The organism is Amycolatopsis keratiniphila subsp. keratiniphila, assembly GCF_001620365.2.
Taxonomy (GTDB): Bacteria; Actinomycetota; Actinomycetes; order Mycobacteriales; family Pseudonocardiaceae; genus Amycolatopsis; species Amycolatopsis keratiniphila.
In genome coordinates this window covers 60,501-80,202 of the sequence record NZ_LQMT02000022.1, presented here as the reverse complement: position 1 = coordinate 80,202, position 19,702 = coordinate 60,501, and the positions used below count along the sequence as shown (strand labels likewise).

The window sequence follows — 19,702 nt, the reverse complement described above, 5'->3', positions numbered from 1 at the left end:
TGTGCGGTTGCTTCTATCACGTCTCGATGATGCGGTGCGGGACGAACGCCGCACCGTCGTCCGTGACGAGTCCCGCGGTCTCGCGGATACCGAGACCGGCGGCCTGGTCCCCGACGATCCACGCGCCGAGCGCGGGCCGGTAACCCTGGAACTCCGGGAGCGGGTCGAACGCCTGGTAGACGTACCCTTCCGCGCCGTAGACCCCGTCGGTCTGCGTCTCGTAGCCGGTGGCGACGATCTGCACGTTCGCGCCCTCGCGGCCGAGTTTCGGCTTGCGGACGTACTCGGTCAGCAGGCCGGGGTCGTCGGCGAAGGCGGGCAGCAGGTTCGGATGCCCAGGGTAGTTCTCCCACAGGATCGCGAGCAGCGTCTTGTTGGAGAGGATCATCTTCCACAGCGGCTCGACCCACAGCGTGCGCGGCATGGTCTCCACGGCGAAGCGGCCGAACTCCTCGTCGACCACCCATTCCCACGGGTAGAGCTTCACCACGGTCGCCATCTGCGCCTCTTCGAGGTCGACGAACCGCTTGAGCACCGGATCCCAGCCGATCTCCTCGATCGACAGGCCGACGGTGTCGAGCCCGGCCTCGGCCGCGGTCTCCTGCAGGTACGCCGTCGTCACGTGGTCCTCACCGGACGGATCGGCCGAAGACCAGGTGAAGTGCAGTTCGTTGGACGGCAGCTTGTCGGCGAGTTCGCCCCAGCGCTCGACGAGCTTCTCGTGGATCGAGTTCCACTGGTCGTCTTCGGGGAAGACCGCGGTCTTCCAGTGCCACTGCAGCACCGCGGCCTCGAGCAGCGAGGTCGGGGTGTCGGCGTTGTACTCGAGCAGCTTCGCCGGGCTCTTGCCGTCGTAGCGCAGGTCGAACCGGCCGTAGACGTGCGGATCCTGCCGCTTCCACGACTCCGCGATATGCGGCCAGACCCACTCCGGGATGCCGAAGCGGTGGTACTGCTCGGTGGTGATCACGTTGTCGACCGCTTCGAGGCACATCGAGTGCAGCAGTTCGACGTCCGCCTCGACCGACAGGATCTCGTCCATGTCGAAGACGTAGTGGACCGACTCGTCCCAGTACGGCCGGGACTTGCCGGAGCCGTCACGGGCGGGCGTGCCGAAGACCAGACCCTGCTCTTCGACGATGTTCTGCCAGTCCCGCCGGGGCGGCTTGGAATCCCGGTACACCTACGAGCCCCCGCTCTTGCCGCTGCCGCCGCTCTTGCCGCTGATGCCGAACCCGCCGCGCTGGACGGACTTGCCCGACTTCGTGCTGATGTTCGCGCCCGACGGCGCGGTGTACGAGCCGCCGGACACGCGCTGCCCGATGGTCCCGGTGCCGCCGTAGTTGTAGCGGTAGCTGTTGTACCCGCCGCCGCCCGGAATCGGGATGAAGAAGAAGCCACCGGAGTGGTAGCCGCCGTGCGACGTCACGTACCGCTCGTCGCAGTTGTCGTCCTGGTCGACGATGCCGTCCTTGGTGGTGCAGACGGCCGTGACGTTCTCCGGCTTCGCGACGGTGTAGAACGTCGCGACCAGGCCGACCAGGCCGACGGTCACGCCGGTACCGATCAGGATCTTCTTCTTGGTCGAAGACTTCTTTTCGGCCGCGCGGGCGGCCTCGGCGGCGAGCGCCTCCTGGCGCTCCTGCTCCGCCAGCGCCTGCTGGCGTGCCCGCTGCTCGGCCAGCGACGGCTGCCGCGCCTGCGTGCTGCTGTCCTGGAAGCGCATGGTGCCGCGCTTCGGCGGCTCCTGAGGCGCTTGTGCCCCCTGGTTGTCATCCTGCGTCATCGAAGCTCCGTAATCGCCCGCCGGCCCGAACTCGTGTCCAACACTAACCACCCGGTACGCGCACCTTACGTGCGGCGCGGGCATCATGGAGTGGATGTCTCAACAGGCCGAGCGGTTCCGTGATCCGCGAAACGCGCTGAGCACCCTGCGCACCCGGCTCGTCATGGCCGGTGTGTTCGTGGGCGCGATCATCGCGCTTTCGCTGAGTGTGGCGTTTTCGTGGAACGTGGGCCCGGAGGGCGGTGCGGGCGGCGGCGCCCCCAAACTGTCGCCCGCCGCGGCCGAGGCGTTCCAATCTCCCCCTGGCACCTGTCTGACCTGGAACAACCCGGACGCCACCGACGCGCGGCGCGTGCCGTGCGCGGAGTCCCATCTGTTCGAGGTCACCAGCATCGTCGACATCGGCGCCCAGTACCCGCCGGGTGTGCCGAGCCCGAACCTGGAGCAGTGGCAGGAGATCTCCCGGTCGCAGTGCACTGTCGACGTCAAGCCGTACCTCGGCCGCAACCTCGATCCCTACGGCAAGCTGAGCATGAACCTGCTCCGGCCGACGCCCGCGCAGTGGGCCGACGGCGACCGGCAGTTGCGGTGCGGCCTGCAGTGGGCGGGCCAGGGCGGCAAGCTGCAGCCGACCAAGGGGCCTGCCAAGGAGCAGAACCAGTCCGCGGTGTGGGAGCCGGGCACCTGCCTCGCGCTGCTCAACAACAGCTTCGGCGACCCGATCGACTGCGCGCAGGCGCATTCGTACGAGATCTTCGCGACGCTCGACCTCAAGACGAAGTTCAAGGACGGCTACCCGTCGCAGGAGCAGCAGAACACCTGGCTGGACACCGAGTGCTCGACGGCCGCGCAGGAGTACAGCGGCAACGCGGACCTGGCGGCGAAGAAGCTCATCATCAGCTGGGACGTCCGCGAGCAGGAGAGCTGGGACGCCGGGTCGACGCTGGTGAACTGCAAGGTGGCGGCGGTCCTGCCGGACAACAAGGGGCTGGCGCCGGTCACCGGGAGCGTCAAGGTCGGCACCGGCGAGTCCCCGCCGCCGTCGTCTTCCTCGCCGCCGAAGACCGGAGGATGATCAGGTGCCCGTCGAGATGACCCAGCAACGTTTCGAAGAGCTGGTTTCGGAGGCACTGGACGAGCTCCCACCCGAATTCGCGGACGCCATGGACAACGTCGTGGTGCTCGTGGAGGAGTTCAACGAGGAGTCGCCCACGATCCTCGGGCTCTATCACGGGGTCGCGTTGACCGAGCGGACCCACGAGTACGGAGGGGTGCTGCCCGACCGGATCTCGATCTACCGGCGCCCGCTGCTGCAGATGTGCGACACCGAGGAGGACGTCGTCGAGGAGGTGCTGATCACGGTGGTCCACGAGGTCGGCCACCATTTCGGCATCGACGACGAGCGGTTGCACGAACTCGGGTGGGGCTGAGCCGCCGCCCGAGGTGGTAGCAAAGGTCCCTTGCTCCTCCGCGACGGATTCCGCGCCGAAGGCGGCATGGTCGGTGATTTTTGTGCGTGGAGCACCACGGGTGCTCCGAATTCTTAACTCGGTGTAACAACCCAGCCACTTTGGGCGACAGCCCCGGCTAAACTCTTCGACACGTTGTCGCCGGCCGGTGCCGGCGAAGGCCTGGGGAGGCGGACATGGCCGGATCGGCGGCACGCGGGAGGGGTGACCGGCGATTGCGCTGGCTGCTCGCGTCCAGCGCGGCGTCGAACCTCGGCGACGGTATCGGCAAGGTCGCTTTCCCGCTGCTCGCGGTCACCCTGACCCGGGATCCGCTGCTCATCGCCGGGCTTTCGGCGACCCAGTTCCTGCCGTGGCTGCTGTTCGCGCTCCCAGCGGGCGCGCTGCTGGACCGCGTCGACCGGCGAAGGGCGATGATCCTCGCGAACGGCGCCCGGGCGGTGGTCGTCGGCGGGACGGCCGCGCTGGTCGCCGCGGGCGGCGTGACGATCTGGATGGTCTACGCCGCCGCCCTGCTCATCGGTTTCGCGGAAGTGGTCGCCGACAGCGCCGCGAACGTGCTCATCCCGGCGGTCGTAGGCGAGGGCTCGCTCGACAGCGCGAACAGCAAGCTCCAGGCCACCGAGATCGTCGGCCAGACCTTCCTCGGCGGGCCGGTCGGCAGCGCCACCTTCGCGCTCTTCGCGACCTTCCCGTTCTTACTCAACTCGGTGGGCTTCGCGATCGCGGCGGTCGTGCTCATCGGCCTCGCCGGGAGTTACCGGCCGCGAACCGCCGAGCGCGCCACCACCGACCTCCGCACCGAACTGGCGGAGGGTTTCCGCTGGCTGAAGCGGAGCCGGCTGGTGCTGCGCCTGGTGGTCCTCGCCGGGGCGATCAGCCTGGTCAGCGAACTCGCGCAGGCGCAGCTGGTGCTGTACGCGATCGAGTACCTGGGCCTCAGCGAAGCGGCCTTCGGGCTCTTCGCGTTCGTCGGCGGTATCGGCGGCCTGCTCGGCGCTGCCCTCGCTCCGCGGCTGGTGAAGGCGTTCAGCCGTCGAGCGGTGCTCCTCGGCGGCACGGCCTGCTGCGGCGCGGCGTTCACCGGTATGGGCCTGACGAGTTCGCCGGTGGCCGGGGCGGCGCTGTTCGGCCTGTTCGCGGCGGCCGTCGTCGCGGTGAACATCGTGCTCGGGACGGCGCGGCACACCCTCGTCCCCGGCGACCTGCTCGGCCGGGTGCTGGGCGTGTGGCGCACCGTCGTCTGGGGCGCGATCCCGATCGGGGCCCTGCTCGGCGGCGTCCTCACCCACGCCCTCGGTTCCCCGGCCCGGACGTTCCTCACGTCCGGGCTGCTGCTGTTCGGCGTAGCCGGTTTCGCGTTCGTCTCGTTACGGCCCGGCGCCTTCGATGACGAATCGGCCACGGAGGAGCGGGTTCTCCACCAAGACCGGTGAAAACCAAGGTCTTTGGTGCTGAAATAGCCCATCACCGCCACGGGTGACGGGGAGGTCCGCGATGCAGCAGACACTGGTGCCGGAGGCCGGCGTGGGGACGACAGAACCTTCCAGACGCCCGCAGGTACTCACCGCCGTCGTCGGTTTCGTGATCGGTGGCGGCGTGATCGGCATGCTGTGGGCGCTCTCCGGCGTCAACGCGGGGGCGCTCGAAGACGCGCAGGCGGCCTGTTCGGCGCTGGCCAGGGTCGGCACGATCCCCGACACCACCGACTCCGCGCCCGGCGAGCGGACCGTGGCCGTGCTGGCGCCCGAGGTCCTGCACCGGATGACGGCCGCACGCGAACTCTCCGCCGCGGCGGCCGCCGCCAACGACACCTACCGGCCGCTGGCCGACCACATCGACGGCGTCAGCCGGATGGTGTTCAGCCTCCACTTCAACCAGATCTCGGGGCAGCGGCACCTCGCGCAGGCCGAACAGCTCTGCACGCAGCTCTAGCCCTTGTGGACGGTCTTGACGGTCAGCTGGTTGCCCGAGATCTTGCCGGTGCAGCCGAGTCCCTGCACCGCGAGGAAGTTCGACGCCGTCTCCTGCGGCAGGTACACCCGCAGGCCCCTGGTCTCGACCGGCTTGCAGACTTCCTCGGGATAGTTGCGGACGTTCACGAAACCGACGTCGGCGATCGCGCTCTCGCCGTTGGCCAGCTGGACCGGACCGCCCTTGGTGCCGTCGCGGTACGCGGCCTCGCCGACCTGGTGACCGTCGGCGCCCGTCACGTAGGAGACGCCGGGGAAGCCCTGGATGGTGCACGAGTTCCCACTCGTATTGGTGATGACGAGCTTCCGGTACACCGTGCCCGCGGCGGCGTCACTGTCCTGGAGGGACAGTTTGACGTCGCCGGCCTTGCAGAGCCCGTCGTTCTTCGGCGCCTGCGCCGGCGGCTGGACGGGCTGCGGAGCCGGGGACGAAGCCGAAGAGGTCGCGCTGGGCGCCGCCGAGGTGTCCGGCACCGAACTCGACGGTGACGCGGACGTGTTCTGGGCGACGGGCACGTTCTCCGCACCGCACGCGCTGAACAGCAACAACCCGGCGGTACCCGCGACGAGACCGCCGATGGAGATCAACTTCGAACGAACCATGGTCATTCGCCTCCCTGTATCCGGGTGACCCACCGTCCAGTAGACGTGTCGTCCGCCGACGAGGTTGCGCCCCACCGGTTAATTCCCCACAAGGTGTTAATAGATCTTGTGTGCTGTGTTCCCCGGCGGGGGTGGAGGCAAACGGGCTGAAAGGAGCCATACCCGCACGAGACGCGGTGAAGGACGCTTTCGCCACGTGACCGGCGGTCGTGAGTGGCGTTTCGGGTACTAGCAAGGCTGTCTTGGCTAGTACCGGCTTCCGGCTGCTACCGGTCCCCAGCTCACTGTCCGTGAAGGTTGTGGAGGTCTGTCGCGAAAGCCACTTTCGGGACATCAGACGTCTCGAAAGTGGCTTTCGCGACATGATCGCCAGGGCGGCACCGGGGCCCGGTCGCGGCCGACGTTGCGAAAGCCACTTTCGCAACGTTGAAGGTTGCGAAAGTGGCTTTCGCAACCCACCGCGGCGGCAGCCGAGCCCTGCCGAGCGGCGTCCGCCCTCGCCACTCACGAGGCCTCAGTCCACCCGCGTGACCGTCAGGGCTTCCGACGCCTCCTGGGCCGGGATGTCCACCCGGACCGTGTCGCCGTCCCGGATCTCACCGGCCAGCAGCTGCTTCGCCAGCTTGTCGCCGATGGCCGACTGCACGAGCCGCCGCAGCGGCCGCGCGCCGTAGATCGGGTCGAAGCCGTTCAGCGCGAGCCACTCGCGTGCCCCGTCGGTGACCTCCAGCGTCAGGCGGCGCCGCGAAAGCCGCGTGGCGAGCCGCTCGATCTGGATGTCCACAATGGACGTCAGCTCGTCGGTGCCCAGCGCGTGGAAGACCACGATGTCGTCCAACCGGTTCAGGAACTCCGGTTTGAACTGCCGCTGCACCACCGACATCACCGCGTCGTTGCGCTGACGCTCGTCGAGCGCCGGGTCGGCGATGGCCTGCGAGCCGAGGTTCGACGTCAGCACCAGGATCGTGTTGCGGAAGTCGACCGTGCGGCCCTGGCCGTCGGTGAGCCGTCCGTCGTCGAGCACCTGGAGGAGCACGTCGAACACGTCCGGATGCGCCTTCTCGACCTCGTCGAGCAGCACCACCGAATACGGCCGCCTGCGCACCGACTCGGTCAGCTGCCCGCCCTGGTCGTAGCCGACGTAGCCCGGAGGCGCCCCGACCAGGCGCGCCACCGAATGCTTCTCGGCGTACTCGCTCATGTCGATCCGCAGCATCGCGCGCTCGTCGTCGAACAGGAACTCGGCCAGCGCCTTCGCCAGCTCGGTCTTGCCGACACCGGTCGGGCCGAGGAACAGGAACGAACCGGTCGGCCGGTCGGGGTCGGCGACGCCCGCCCGGGTGCGGCGCACCGCGTCCGAGACGACCTGCACGGCCTCCTTCTGCCCGACGACCCGCTTGCCGAGCTCCTCTTCCATCCGGAGCAGCTTGCCCGTCTCGCCCTCCAGCAGCCGCCCGGCCGGGATGCCGGTCCACGCGCTGACCACGTCGGCGACGTCGTCCGCGCTGACCTCCTCCTTGAGCATGACGTTCTGCTGGCTGACCTCGTTCGCCTCGGTCGCGGCCTGGAACTCCTTCTCCAGCGCGGGAATCCGGCCGTAGCGGAGTTCGGCGGCCTTGCCGAGGTCGCCGTCGCGTTCGGCGCGTTCGGACTCGCCGCGCAGCTGCTCCAGCTGCTCCTTGAGTTCGCGGACGCGCTCGATCGAGCCCTTCTCGTTCTGCCAGCGCGCGGTCAGCGCGGTCAGCGTTTCCCGCTTTTCGGCCAGTTCCGAGCGCAGCGCGGCGAGGCGCTCCTTGGACGCGGCATCGTCCTCTTTGGACAATGCCATCTCTTCGATCTCCATACGCCGCACGGCGCGTTCGACCTCGTCGATCTCGACGGGCCGCGAGTCGATCTCCATGCGGAGCTTCGAGGCGGCCTCGTCGACCAGGTCGATCGCCTTGTCCGGCAGGAACCGGGCGGTGATGTAGCGGTCGGACAGCGTCGCGGCGGCGACCAGCGCGGCGTCGGTGATGCGCACACCGTGGTGCACCTCGTACCGTTCCTTGAGCCCGCGCAGGATGGCGATGGTGTCCTCGGGGGACGGTTCGCCGACCAGCACCTGCTGGAAGCGCCGCTCCAGCGCGGCGTCCTTCTCGATGTGCTCGCGGTACTCGTCGAGCGTGGTCGCGCCGACCATCCGCAGCTCGCCGCGGGCGAGCATCGGCTTGATCATGTTGCCCGCGTCCATCGCGCCCTCACCGGTCGCGCCGGCGCCGACGATGGTGTGCAGCTCGTCGATGAAGGTGACGACCTCGCCCGCGGAGTCGGTGATCTCCTTGAGCACGGCCTTCAGCCGCTCTTCGAACTCGCCGCGGAACTTGGCGCCCGCGACCATCGAGCCGAGGTCCAGCGCCACCACGCGCTTGCCGCGCAGCGACTCCGGCACGTCACCGGCGACGATGCGCTGGGCGAGCCCTTCGACGATGGCCGTCTTGCCGACGCCCGGCTCGCCGATCAGCACCGGGTTGTTCTTGGTGCGACGCGAAAGCACCTGCACCACGCGGCGGATCTCGGTGTCACGGCCGATCACCGGGTCCAGCTCGCCGGCGCGGGCGCGCTCGGTCAGGTCGACGCCGTACTTCTCCAGCGCTTTGAACGTGCTTTCGGGATCGGCGCTGGTGATCCGTGCGGAGCCGCGCACCTTGGCGAACGCCTCGCGCAGCGCGTCCGGGGTGGCGCCGTGCCGTTTGAGCAGCTCGGCCACCGGCCCGCCTTCGGTGGCGAGGCCGACGAGGAGGTGCTCCGTCGAGACGTACTCGTCGCCGAGCTCGGTCGCGAGCTTCTGCGCGTGCGTCAGCGCCTTGACGGCGTTCGTGTCGAACTGCGGGCTCGACACGGTGGCGCCGGTCGCCGACGGCAACGCCGCGATCAGCGGCTCCAGCTCCTTGTGCACCTGCGCCGGATCGGCCCCGACCGCGGTCAGCAGCGGTGCGGTGAGCCCCTCACCCTGCGCCAGCAGGGCGCCGAGCAGGTGCGCGGCCGCCACGTGCGGGTTCCCCGCCATCGTGGCCGCCTGCGCCGCCGACGAGATCGCCTGCTGGGTCTTCGTGGTCGGGTTGAAAGCGTCCATCCCTCACCTCGTACTAGGTCCTGCGAAATACTGTCGACAGGTACAACGTCAGATAAGTTGAGTCTGTTCCGCTCAACTCTGAAAATTTCGGCTACCCGTCGGCGAGACGGCCTCCGCGGGCAGGCGCGGACCCACCTGGCCGAGGCCGACGACGGCCGTGCAGGCGCACGCGGCCACGAGCACCCACGGGATCCAGACTGCCACGGAGAACAGCGCGACGACGGCCGGAGCGATCACCGCGGCGAGCGTGAACGCGTATTGGAAGGCCGCCAGATACCGGCCCCGGGCCTCCGGTGGCGCCGCCGCTTCGGCGAGCGCCCCGGAGCGCGGGCCGAAGGCGAGATCGCCCGCGGCCAGCACGAGGGTCGCGCCGAGCAGGTAAACCGGCTGGAAGACCTTCGGCACGAACACCACCATCAGGCAAGCCAGGCACCACACCGCGAACAACGCCGAACCCACGCGCATCGCGGCGATCCGGGTCAGCTTCCTGGTCAGCCGCAGCCCGACGACTCCACCCAGACCGGTGACGACGGTGAGCAGCGCGATGATCGCACCGGGAAGCCATCGGGGCCCCTGCAACGCGTTGAAGATGTACACCGGCATCCCGATGAGGAAGAAGTCCATCGTGAGCGCGAAGAGGCCGCTGAACACGATGAGCGCCAGATACGGGCGGTTCCGCCAGACCCGCGCGGACGCCGAGCACCGCGGCAGGTGCCGGGGGACCGGCGTGACGAGCGTCGAAAGGATGGCCGCGGCGATGACGAAGGTCGCGACGTCCAGCATCACGACGACGTAGAGGCCGTCGCGCCCGATCCACACGAGCAGCCCCGCCGCCGCGAGCCCGCCCAGCCCGAAGCCCGCGGAGCGGACCATCGCGGCTTCGGCGAACGGCCGATCCTTCGGTCCTTCGCCGGCGACGTCGGCGATGAGTGAGAACTGCGAGCTGTAGAACAGCTGCTGCCCGGCCGCGAGCATGACCGACGCGCCGACGACCCCGGCGAACCCACCGGCCAGCAGGAAGGCGCTCACCCCGGCGGCCTGCAGGACGTGGGCACAGATCATCACCGTCCGCGGGCCGATCAGGTCGACGAGCCGCCCGGCGAACGCGGGGACGAGCAGGCCTGCCAGTGCACCGAGAGTGACCGCACCCCCCGCCTGAGCGAGCGGGAGACCCACCACACGGACGACGAAGACCAGCCCGAGCGGGAGGAACAGTCCCGAGCCGAAGTTGTCGATTCCCAAGGCGACCAGCAATGCGACCCGGTTACGCACTGATACGACGCTACCGGCGTCACGGCGCTACGAAAGGTCCGTTCAGTCAAGACCGGCGGGTAGTAACGGCCCCGGTCAGACGTCGCAGGTCCGCACGGACAGGGCGGCGCGGACATCGGCGTTCATCTCCGCCAGGCGCGTGGTCAGTTCGAGCACCTTTTCGTCGTCCCAGTCACCGAGCGCACGCTCCATGAACTCCAGATAACCGGCCCGCCGCCGGCCCAGCTCCACGCGTCCGCGTTCGGAGATGCTGATGATCGACGCGCGGCCGTCTTCGGGTGCCGGACGGCGGTCGACCATGCCCGCCGCGGACAGCTGGGAGATTTGACGACTTATGACCGAAAGGTCCACAAAGCGTCGTTTGGCCAATTCGGACGGCCGCGCCTCACCGTGCTTCGCCAGATCCGACAGCAGCATCGCGGCCGCCGGATGCAGCCCGGGGTCGTCCTGCCACGCCTGCATTATCCAGGCGTGCTGCAGCTGGGAGGCGGCCTTCAGCTCACGCATCAGCTCGACCCTGGCGTCGTCCGCGGAGCTCATCGGTCCCTCCTGGCTACTTGTACAGTACAACTTTATTCGGCGACACTTGCGTAAGACAACTATTTACCTCGTGAGATCGCCCACTGCCGACCGGTTTCGAGTACACCCGTCCGGAGCAACGATGCGGGCAAAAGGTCTCTCGGCGGCTAGTCTCGCGAACGAGCCGGAATTCAGCCGACCGGCCCGACAGCCACTGACCGGAGAGGTGAATGATCCGTGAATTCTTCTCCAGTGGACCCTCGTTCGTGAACCTGGGGAACTGTCTTCCGGTATGCGCTTCCCGATCAGCGACTCCCAGCCCGTGACGGCCGACGCGGTCAGCCCGGTCCCGCGGTCTTCGGCGCCGCGCGAAGCCCCGCCCGCGGTCACCGCGATGGTGCGGCTCATCCGGGACACCTGGGCGAAGTCGGAACCCTTCATTCCGGAGATCTCCCAGTTCTTCTACGGGATGCTGTTCACCCTGGCGCCCGCCACCCGCGACTTCTTCCCGATCAACATGGAGGTCCAGCGCGGCAGACTGGTCCGCGCACTGGTCCACATCGTGCAGATGGTCGACCGGCCGGACGACCTCGTCCCGTTCCTGACCCAGCTCGGCCGCGACCACCGCAAGTTCGGCGTCATCCCGCGGCACTACGAGGCCGTCGGCACCGCACTGCTCGCGTCGCTCAAGAACCACCTCGGTCCGGACTGGACCCCCGAGGTCGAACGGGCCTGGGCGGAGGCCTTCACCATCGTCGCCCGCGCGATGCAGGAGGCCGCCGCGGCCGACGTCAACCCGGCGTCGTGGTCGGCGACCGTCCTCGAACACCGGCGGCTCACCTGGGATCTCGCCCTGGTCCGCGTCCAGCCCGAATTCCCGGTGCCGTACCAGCCCGGTCAGTACATGAGCGTCGAAGTACCGCAGCGGCCGAGGCTCTGGCGCTACCTTTCGCCGGCGAACGCGCCGCGCGAGGACGGCGGCATCGAGTTCCACGTGCGCGCGGTCGACGGCGGCTGGGTGTCGCGCGCCATCGTGAGCCACACGCAGCCCGGCGACGTCTGGCGGCTCGGGCCGCCGCTCGGCAGGCTTTCGGTCGACCGCACCGACGGCCGCGGTGTCCTGATGATCGCGGGCGGCACCGGCATCGCGCCGCTGCGCGCCATTCTGGACGACCTCGCGCAGTGGGGCGAGAACCCGAAGGTCCAGTTGTTCTACGGCGGACCGTCGCGTGAGGACCTCTACGACCTCGACGAGTTGCGTGCTCTCGCGGCCACCAACCCGTGGCTCACCGTGACCCCGGTGGTCGAGCACGGCGAAGAAGCCCCCGGCTGCGTCCAGGGCACGCTCGCGGAAGCCGTTACGCAGCAAGGGTCCTGGCCGGGCCACCGGATCCTCGTCGCCGGTTCGCCCGCGATGATCCGGGCGACGGTGTCACGGATGCTGGTCGCGGGCAGCGCGCTCGACCAGATCGCGTACGACCCGTTCACCATCGACTAGGCAATTCGATTCCACAATGGTGTTCAGCCGCGTTACGTGATCTCGTAATCACGGCGAAAAACCCACCCGATCGGCCGATCACGCTTTCCTTTACTTAGTGCCAGACGGGGTTGACGGCGCGTATATCGTTTGCTCCGATCGAGCGGGAAACAAACGTTATCGGGTCCTTTCGCGACTTTCGGGCATACAGTCGGGAACCCTCGGGGGAACACGAGCACGATGACATCGGGTCTGGAGAATATGCCCGATCCAACTGGAGAAAATCGTTCACCCATGACTGCCGAAACAGTGAAGTACGAGCATCCACCCGGTTCGTCCAGATCTTCACCGGTTCCCGTCCCGCCCTTGATCGAGACGCCGACGGCGGACAAGTCCGTGCAGCTGGCCAAGCTCATCAGGGAGAGTTTCGCCGCCGTCGAAACGAAGTCCGAGGAGTTGTCCCAATACTTCTACGGGGCACTCTTCGCCGTTTCGCCCGACGCCAGGGCGCTGTTCCCGATCAACATGGCCACGCAGCGAAATCGTTTGCTGCGCGCCCTCGTCTACGTCGTGCAGATGGTGGACCGGCCCGACGAACTGGCCACGTTCCTCGGCCAGCTCGGCCGGGATCACCGGAAGTTCGACGTCCTCGGCCGCCATTACGACGCCGTCGGCGTCGCGCTGATCGCCGCGCTGAAGAGGTTCTTGAAGGACGACTGGACTCCCGAGGTGGAAGACGCCTGGGTCACCGCGTACGGCGTCATTTCGAAGAGCATGCGCGAGGCCGCCGGCAAGGAGACCGGGCCGGCGTGGTGGAAGGCGACCGTCATCGAACACCGCGTCGTGTCCCGTGACGTCGCCATCGTCAAGGTGCGCACCGATCAGCCCCTCCCGTACCGGGCCGGCGGCTACGTCAGCGTCGAGGTCCCGCAACGACCGCGGATGTGGCGGTACTTCTCACCCGCCACCGCTCCGCACGACGACGGGACGATGGAGTTCCACGTGCATGCCGTGCGCGGTGGCTGGGTCTCGCGCGCGATCGTCCACCACACCCGGTTCGGCGACGTCTGGCGCCTCGGCCCGTCGCTCGGCGCGCTTTCGGTGAACCACACGGAAAGCCGTCCGCTGCTGATGATCGGCGGTGGCACCGGCGTCGCGCCGCTGCTCGCCCTGCTCGACGACATGTCGCGCTGGAAGAACAATCCGCCGGTGCACCTGTTCTTCGGCGGCCGCCGTCCGGAAGACCTCTACGCCCTCGACCAGCTCCGCGGGCTCGCCGTCACCTGCCCTTGGCTGACGGTGACACCGGTGACCGAGGAAGGCGCCATCACCGGCGGCGACCGCGGCACGCTGGCCACGGCGGTCACCCAGCGCGGGGCGTGGAAGGAGCGCGACGTGTACGTCGCCGGATCGCCGTCGATGATCCGGGCGACGATCGCGAAACTGCTCGCCGCGGGCAAGGACCTGGGGCGGATCAAGTACGACCCCTTCACCCTGGACTGAGCCGATGCTTCGTTCGTATTAGGCCGATCGGCTGTTCCACCTGGGCTCGACGCAGCAGTAGGTCAGTGAATCATTGACCACGGTCACCGGCGGATTTATGGTCTAGACCACATTGCTCCCCGTCGCGGGAACACCGTCGTTCCATCCCCAGGAGCCGGCATGACCGTCAAACGCAAGCTCGTGGCAGCCGCCGCCGGTGCGATCCTCGCCCCGATCGCCATCGTCGCCATCCCGCAGGTGGCCAGCGCCCACGGCTATGTGCTGTCCCCGCCCAGCCGCCAGGCGAACTGCGCCCAAGGCAAGGTCTCCGGCTGCGGTGCCATCGTCTACGAACCGCAGAGCGTCGAAGGCCCCAAGGGGCTCCGCAGCTGCAACGGCGGCCTTCCCGGATTCGCCGAGCTCAACGACGAGTCGAAGCCGTGGCCCGCCGCGTCGGTCGGCAACAGCGTGACCTTCAACTGGAAGTTCACCGCCTACCACCGGACCACGAACTACGAGTACTACATCGGCGGCACCAAGATCGCCGACATCAGCGGGAACAACTCCGCGCCGAAGGACCCGACGTCGCACACGGTGAGCCTGAACGGCTTCAGCGGCCGCCAGAAGGTGCTCGCCATCTGGAACATCGCGGACACGCCGATGGCCTTCTACAGCTGCATCGACCTGCAGATCGGCGGCGGAAACCCGCCCACCACCAGCAATCCGCCGACCACGAGCAACCCGCCCACGACGTCGAACCCGCCGACCAGCACCAGCAATCCGCCCACTGGCGGCACCTGGGCGGCCGGAACGTCCTACGCGGTCGGCAGCACGGTGACCTACGGCGGCGCGACCTACCGCTGCCAGATGGCGCATACCGCGATCCAAGGCTGGGAGCCGCCGAACACGCCCGCGCTTTGGACTCGGCAGTGAAGCTGGCCCTCGTTCTCGTCGCCGGTCTCGTGGCCCTCGCGGGCTGCGGGGCCGGCGACGGCTCACCCACCAGCGCCGGCGCCCCGATCTCCCCCGTCCCCCAGTCGGCCGGGGCGTCCGCGGAGTACAACGACGCCGACGTGATGTTCCTGCAGATGATGATCGCCCACAACAACCAGGGTGTGGAGATCGTCAAGCTGGTCAAGGCCAAGCAGGGGCAGAAGCAGGAGCTGACGAATCTCGCCGCCGCCATCGAGGCGACACAGCAGACCGAGACCACCGACATGCGGAACTGGCTGAAGGCCTGGGGCAAACCCGAGACGGGCTCGGCGGACCCGCACGCGCATCACCACCACGGTGGCGACGGGCTCACCGACAAGGGACTACTGGAAGCACTGTCCAAAAAGGATGGTGTGGAGTTCAGCCTCGACTTCGCGGACATCTTCGTGGCGCATCAGCACAACGGGGTCGCGCTGGCGAGGACCGAGCTGAAGGACGGCAAGAACCCCGAAGCGAAGGCGCTGGCCCAGCGGATCCAGGACTCGCGCACCGGGGAGGTCCAGCAGATCCGGACCCTGGTGCCCGGCCAGTGACGCGTTCAGTCCTCTAAATGCGTTCGCTGGGCGTCGCGTTGCGAAAGCCACTTTCACAACGTTGAGGGTTGCGAAAGTGGCTTTCGCAACGTCGGTGGGTGACATCAGCGAGCGTCGGTGCTCGTGTCGCGGCATCCTGGCGTGAAGTACGTGAAGGCCCCCTTCACTGCGTCTAGCGCAGTGAAGGGGGCCTTCACGTACTCGCGCGGGCCGGCGCCCGGAGCATTTAGAGGACTAACTGCGTTTTTTGGGCTTCCAGACCACGAGCGCCGTCTGCTGCCGCAGGGGAACGAGATCCTTGCGGTACGAGGCGTGCACGGCCGCGGCCGTCTGTTCGGCGGCGAGGTACGCCGCGGTGAGCTCCTCGGTCAGTTCGGCGATCCGCGAGCGGAGCGCGTCGACCTGGTTCTCCAGCTCGATGATCCGCTTGATGCCCGCGAGGTTGACACCGTCCTCTTGGGACAGTCGCTGCACTTCGCGCAGCAACGCGATGTCCCGCATCGAGTAACGGCGTCCACCGCCGGAGGTCCGGCCCGGCGACACGAGACCCTGGCGGTCGTAGGACCGCAGGGTCTGCGCGTGCAGGCCGGAAAGCTGCGCCGCCACCGAAATGACGAACACCGGGGTGTCCTCGTCCGCACCGTGCGGCAGCCCGCCGAACATCGTGCTCACCTGCCTTCGAGAAGTTCGGTGATCTCCGGTCGCGGATCGTGGCCGACCATGGCCTCCGCGTAGGCCTCCAGCGCCTCACGGGCCTTGTCGTCCAATTTGGCCGGGATGGCCGCCTGCAGGGTGACCAGCAGATCGCCCTGCGAGCCGTCACGCTTCGCGATTCCCTTGCCGCGCACGCGAAGCACGCGACCGCTCGCCGTACCCTGCGGCACCTTCAGCGAGACCTTGCCCTCGAGTGTCGGCACGGTGATCGTGCCGCCGAGGGCCAGTTCCGCGAAGGACACCGGCACGGTGATCGTCAGGTCGAGGTCCTTGCGCCCGAACAACGCGTGCGGAGCGACGTGCACCCGGACGTACAGATCGCCCGGCTGCGCGCCGCCACGGCCCGGTTCGCCCTGGCCTGCCAGCCGGATCCGCTGGTCGTCGGCGACGCCCGGCGGGATCCGCACGGTCAGGGTGCGGGTGCGGGTGCTGATGCCCTCGCCCGCGCATTCCGGGCACGGGTCGTCGATGATCTTGCCGCGGCCGCGGCAGTCGCGGCACGGCTCGGAGAACGCGAACGCGCCCTGGCTGCGGCTGACCAGCCCGCTGCCCTGGCAGGTCGCACACGTCCGCGGAGAGGTCCCCGGCTTCGCGCCGTTGCCACCGCAGGTGGAACAGGTCGCCGGACTCGACAGCCGCAGCGGCAGGGTCGCGCCCTTGACCGCCTCGGCGAAGTCGATCCGGACGTCGGTCTCCACGTCGGCACCGCGTTGCGGCCGGTTCGCCGTGGCACCGGCCGCGGCACCGCGGCGGCCGAAGAGGCCACCGAGGATGTCGCCGAGACCGCCGAAGCCGCCCTGCTGCTGACCCGCCTGGCCGAAGATGTCGCCGACGTCGAACCCGCCGCCGGCACCACCGCCCGGGAAGCCGAAGCCACCGGGACCGCCGGAGCCGAAGAGGCGGCGAGCCTCGTCGTACTCCTTGCGCTTGGACGTGTCGGACAGCACGCCGTACGCCTCGGAGACCGCCTTGAACTTCTTCTCGGCCTCCGCGTTGCCCGCGTTGGCGTCGGGGTGGTTCTCCTTGGCCAGCTTGCGGTAGGCCTTCTTGATCTCGTCCGCGGTGGCGTCGGAGGAGACGCCCAGTTCACGGTAGAAGTCCTTACCGATCCATTCCCGTGCACTCACCGAACGTCTCCTCCTTTCACGCCGTATCGCCGATCAGCGGTTGTTCTCATCGAAAAGTTCGCCCTCGAGCGGCAGCTCGCCGCCCACCGGCGGGTCCACCGGGGCGCCACCCGGCTCGTGGTCGGTGACCCCGACCATCGCCGGACGCAGCACGCGCTCGCCGAAGCGGTAACCGCGGCGCATGACCATGGTGACCGTCGGCCCGGTGACGTCCGGAGACGTGCTGTGCTGCACCGCCTCGTGCACGCTCGGGTCGAAGGGCTCGCCCTCGGCGCCGAACGCTTCGAGGCCCGACCGCTGCAGGCTCCCGACCAGCTTCTCGCCGACCGCCTTGAAGGCACCGGTCAGATCGCCGTGCTGCTCCGCGCGCTCGAGGTCGTCGAGCAGCGGAAGCAGGTCGCCGACGACCGACGCCTTCGCGCCGACGACTACCTGCTCGCGGTCGCGGTCCACGCGCTTGCGGTAGTTGGCGTACTCCGCCTGGAGGCGCTGGAGGTCGGCGGTGCGTTCCGCCAGCTCCTTCTCCAGACCGGTGGCCACCGACACGGAGTCGTCCACAATGGACTCCCCGAGGCCGGGGCCCGCGTGTGCCGCGGGCTCCGGCTCGGTGGCCTCTTCGGCCGGGGCGGCGTGCTTCGGGCCGTCCTGGGGTTCGGCGGCCGGGGCGGCCGGGCGGATCTCGCCGGTCAGCGGGTCGATCCGCCTACGGTCCCGCACGACCACCGGTTCCTCCGGGCCCCGGCCCTCGGTTTCGTCGTAGCGTCCCGTCACTTCTTGTCCTTCTCGTCCTCTTCGACGATCTCGGCGTCGACGACGTCGTCCGCCTTGGCCTGCGAACCGGTGCCCGCGCCCGCCGCACCGGCGGCGCCTTCACCGGCGGCACCTTCGGCGCCCGGGGTGGCGTTGGCGTAGAGCGCGGTGCCCAGCTCCTGCGAAGCGGTGTTCAGCTTCTCGATGGACTCGCGGATCTTCGCCGAGTCGGTGCCCTTGAGCGCCTCGTTGGCCTCGTCGATCGCGGACTTCACCTTGCCCTTGAGCTCGTCGGGCAGCTTGTCCTCGTTGTCCTTGACGAACTTCTCGGTCTGGTAGACCAGCGTCTCCGCCTGGTTGCGGGTCTCCGCCTCCTCGCGGCGCTGCTTGTCCTCCTCGGCGTGCGCCTCGGCGTCCTTGACCATGCGCTCGATGTCGTCCTTCGGCAGCGCGGAGCCACCGGTGATCGTCATCGACTGCTCCTTGTTCGTGCCCAGGTCCTTCGCGAGGACGTGCACGATGCCGTTGGCGTCGATGTCGAAGGTGACCTCGATCTGCGGCACGCCACGCGGGGCGGGCGGGAGACCGGTCAGCTCGAACATGCCGAGCTTCTTGTTGTGCGCGGCGATCTCGCGCTCACCCTGGAACACCTGGATCTGCACCGACGGCTGGTTGTCGTCCGCGGTGGAGAAGATCTCCGAACGCTTGGTCGGGATCGTGGTGTTGCGCTCGATGAGCTTGGTGAACACGCCGCCCTTGGTCTCGATGCCCAGCGAAAGCGGGGTCACGTCGAGCAGCAGGACGTCCTTGACCTCCCCCTTGAGCACACCGGCCTGCAGCGCCGCGCCGACCGCGACGACCTCGTCCGGGTTCACGCCCTTGTTCGGCTCGCGGCCGCCGGTCAGCTCCTTGACCAGCTCGGACACGGCCGGCATCCGGGTGGAACCACCCACGAGCACGACGTGGTCGATGTCGCCGACGGCGACACCCGCGTCACGGATGACGTTGTTGAACGGCTTGCGGGTGCGCTCGAGCAGGTCCGAGGTGATCTTCTGGAACTCGGCGCGGGAGAGCTGCTCGTCGAGGAACAGCGGGTTCTTGTCCGCGTCCACGGTGATGTACGGCAGGTTGATGCTGGCCGAGTTCGAGCTGGACAGCTCGATCTTCGCCTTCTCGGCGGCCTCACGGATGCGCTGGAGCGCCATCTTGTCCTTGGTGAGGTCGATGCCGTTGGACGACTTGAACTTGTCGACCAGCCAGGTGACGATCCGCTCGTCCCAGTCGTCACCGCCGAGGTGGTTGTCACCGGAGGTCGCGCGGACCTCGACGACACCCTCGCCGATCTCCAGGAGCGAGACGTCGAACGTACCGCCACCGAGGTCGAAGACCAGGATGGTCTGTTCCTTCTCGCCCTTGTCGAGGCCGTACGCCAGCGCCGCCGCGGTGGGCTCGTTGACGATGCGGAGCACGTTCAGACCGGCGATCTGCCCGGCTTCCTTCGTGGCCTGCCGCTGCGCGTCCTCGAAGTAGGCGGGGACGGTGATGACCGCGTCGGTGATGGTCTCGCCCAGGTACGCCTCGGCGTCGCGCTTGAGCTTCATCAGCACGCGGGCGCTGATCTCCTGCGAGGTGTAGGCCTTGCCGTCGATCTCGGTCTTCCAGTCGGTACCGATGTGCCGCTTGACCGACCGGATGGTCCGGTCGACGTTCGTCACGGCCTGGTTCTTCGCCGGCTGACCGGTCAGCACTTCGCCGTTCTTGGCGAAGGCGACGATGGACGGGGTGGTGCGTGAACCTTCCGAGTTGGCGATGACCGTCGGCTCGCCGCCCTCAAGGACAGCGACGACCGAGTTGGTCGTGCCGAGGTCGATGCCGACCGCTCGCGCCATGGT

General features: G+C 68.4%; 18 protein-coding genes. 8 read left to right on the top strand and 10 right to left on the bottom strand.

Features of this window, described 5'->3' with window-relative positions; all coding sequences use genetic code 11:
• Nucleotides 1-16: 16 nt before the first annotated feature.
• Both AVR91_RS22835 and AVR91_RS22830 read right to left on the bottom strand, forming a co-directional pair.
• Nucleotides 17-1,183: a glutathionylspermidine synthase family protein gene (locus AVR91_RS22835; protein ID WP_016330637.1), complete on the bottom strand. Its 1,167-nt coding sequence runs from the start codon at nt 1,181-1,183 to the stop codon at nt 17-19.
• On the bottom strand, nt 1,184-1,786 hold the full coding sequence (locus tag AVR91_RS22830; protein WP_172843547.1) for a hypothetical protein: 603 nt from the start codon (nt 1,784-1,786) through the stop codon (nt 1,184-1,186).
• A 94-nt stretch (nt 1,787-1,880) separates the two neighbouring features.
• Between AVR91_RS22830 and AVR91_RS22825 the strand changes: the two genes are divergently transcribed.
• The 4 genes from AVR91_RS22825 (at nt 1,881) to AVR91_RS22810 (ending at nt 5,190) form a co-directional block, all read left to right on the top strand.
• Nucleotides 1,881-2,861: a septum formation family protein gene (locus AVR91_RS22825; RefSeq protein WP_063275917.1), complete on the top strand. Its 981-nt coding sequence runs from the start codon at nt 1,881-1,883 to the stop codon at nt 2,859-2,861.
• A 4-nt stretch (nt 2,862-2,865) separates the two neighbouring features.
• The gene (locus AVR91_RS22820; RefSeq protein WP_037333558.1) at nt 2,866-3,216 is read left to right on the top strand and encodes a metallopeptidase family protein; all 351 of its coding nucleotides are present in this window, start codon (nt 2,866-2,868) and stop codon (nt 3,214-3,216) included.
• Between the two features lie 215 nt (nt 3,217-3,431).
• A complete protein-coding gene (locus tag AVR91_RS22815) occupies nt 3,432-4,691 on the top strand; it encodes an MFS transporter (RefSeq protein ID WP_063275916.1) in 1,260 nt (419 codons plus the stop codon).
• Nucleotides 4,692-4,752: 61 nt separating this feature from the next.
• Entirely contained in the window at nt 4,753-5,190 is a 438-nt protein-coding gene (locus AVR91_RS22810) for a hypothetical protein (RefSeq protein WP_063275915.1), read from the top strand.
• Here AVR91_RS22810 and AVR91_RS22805 read toward each other — a convergent pair.
• The 4 genes from AVR91_RS22805 to AVR91_RS22790 all read right to left on the bottom strand — a co-directional run bounded on the left by AVR91_RS22805 (nt 5,187) and on the right by AVR91_RS22790 (nt 10,755).
• Nucleotides 5,187-5,837, bottom strand: coding sequence for a DUF4232 domain-containing protein (locus AVR91_RS22805; RefSeq protein ID WP_063275914.1), 651 nt, complete (start codon nt 5,835-5,837; stop codon nt 5,187-5,189). The genes AVR91_RS22810 and AVR91_RS22805 overlap by 4 nt on opposite strands.
• 508 nt (nt 5,838-6,345) lie before the next feature.
• On the bottom strand, nt 6,346-8,943 hold the full coding sequence (clpB, locus tag AVR91_RS22800) for an ATP-dependent chaperone ClpB (protein ID WP_063275354.1): 2,598 nt from the start codon (nt 8,941-8,943) through the stop codon (nt 6,346-6,348).
• A 72-nt stretch (nt 8,944-9,015) separates the two neighbouring features.
• Complete coding sequence (locus AVR91_RS22795) at nt 9,016-10,215, bottom strand: MFS transporter (protein WP_063275353.1); 1,200 nt, start codon at nt 10,213-10,215, stop codon at nt 9,016-9,018.
• 75 nt (nt 10,216-10,290) lie between these two features.
• Nucleotides 10,291-10,755: a MarR family winged helix-turn-helix transcriptional regulator gene (locus tag AVR91_RS22790; protein WP_063275352.1), complete on the bottom strand. Its 465-nt coding sequence runs from the start codon at nt 10,753-10,755 to the stop codon at nt 10,291-10,293.
• A 271-nt stretch (nt 10,756-11,026) separates the two neighbouring features.
• Here AVR91_RS22790 and AVR91_RS22785 point away from each other — a divergent pair, with 271 nt between their 5' ends.
• From AVR91_RS22785 to AVR91_RS22770, 4 genes are all read left to right on the top strand, one after another.
• Nucleotides 11,027-12,232 carry a globin domain-containing protein gene (locus AVR91_RS22785; RefSeq protein ID WP_172843548.1) on the top strand — a complete coding sequence of 402 codons (1,206 nt, stop codon included), beginning with the start codon at nt 11,027-11,029 and terminating at the stop codon, nt 12,230-12,232.
• Nucleotides 12,233-12,505: 273 nt separating this feature from the next.
• Nucleotides 12,506-13,714, top strand: a complete 1,209-nt coding sequence (locus AVR91_RS22780; protein ID WP_394329964.1) for a globin domain-containing protein — start codon at nt 12,506-12,508, stop codon at nt 13,712-13,714.
• A gap of 159 nt (nt 13,715-13,873) precedes the next feature.
• Nucleotides 13,874-14,626, top strand: a complete 753-nt coding sequence (locus AVR91_RS22775) for a lytic polysaccharide monooxygenase (RefSeq protein ID WP_016338143.1) — start codon at nt 13,874-13,876, stop codon at nt 14,624-14,626.
• The gene (locus tag AVR91_RS22770; protein ID WP_063275351.1) at nt 14,623-15,219 is read left to right on the top strand and encodes a DUF305 domain-containing protein; all 597 of its coding nucleotides are present in this window, start codon (nt 14,623-14,625) and stop codon (nt 15,217-15,219) included. The genes AVR91_RS22775 and AVR91_RS22770 overlap by 4 nt, the downstream gene beginning before the upstream one ends.
• Nucleotides 15,220-15,453: 234 nt before the next feature.
• Here AVR91_RS22770 and AVR91_RS22765 read toward each other — a convergent pair whose 3' ends face one another.
• Genes AVR91_RS22765 through dnaK form a run of 4 tightly spaced genes read right to left on the bottom strand, consistent with a single transcriptional unit; the run spans nt 15,454 to nt 19,699 of the window.
• On the bottom strand, nt 15,454-15,882 hold the full coding sequence (locus AVR91_RS22765) for a heat shock protein transcriptional repressor HspR (RefSeq protein WP_063275405.1): 429 nt from the start codon (nt 15,880-15,882) through the stop codon (nt 15,454-15,456).
• A gap of 5 nt (nt 15,883-15,887) precedes the next feature.
• On the bottom strand, nt 15,888-17,060 hold the full coding sequence (gene dnaJ, locus AVR91_RS22760) for a molecular chaperone DnaJ (protein ID WP_063275350.1): 1,173 nt from the start codon (nt 17,058-17,060) through the stop codon (nt 15,888-15,890).
• A gap of 33 nt (nt 17,061-17,093) precedes the next feature.
• Complete coding sequence (gene grpE, locus AVR91_RS22755) at nt 17,094-17,831, bottom strand: nucleotide exchange factor GrpE (protein ID WP_063275349.1); 738 nt, start codon at nt 17,829-17,831, stop codon at nt 17,094-17,096.
• Nucleotides 17,828-19,699, bottom strand: coding sequence for a molecular chaperone DnaK (dnaK, locus tag AVR91_RS22750; protein WP_016338148.1), 1,872 nt, complete (start codon nt 19,697-19,699; stop codon nt 17,828-17,830). Before dnaK ends, grpE begins: the two co-directional genes overlap by 4 nt.
• Nucleotides 19,700-19,702: the final 3 nt, after the last annotated feature.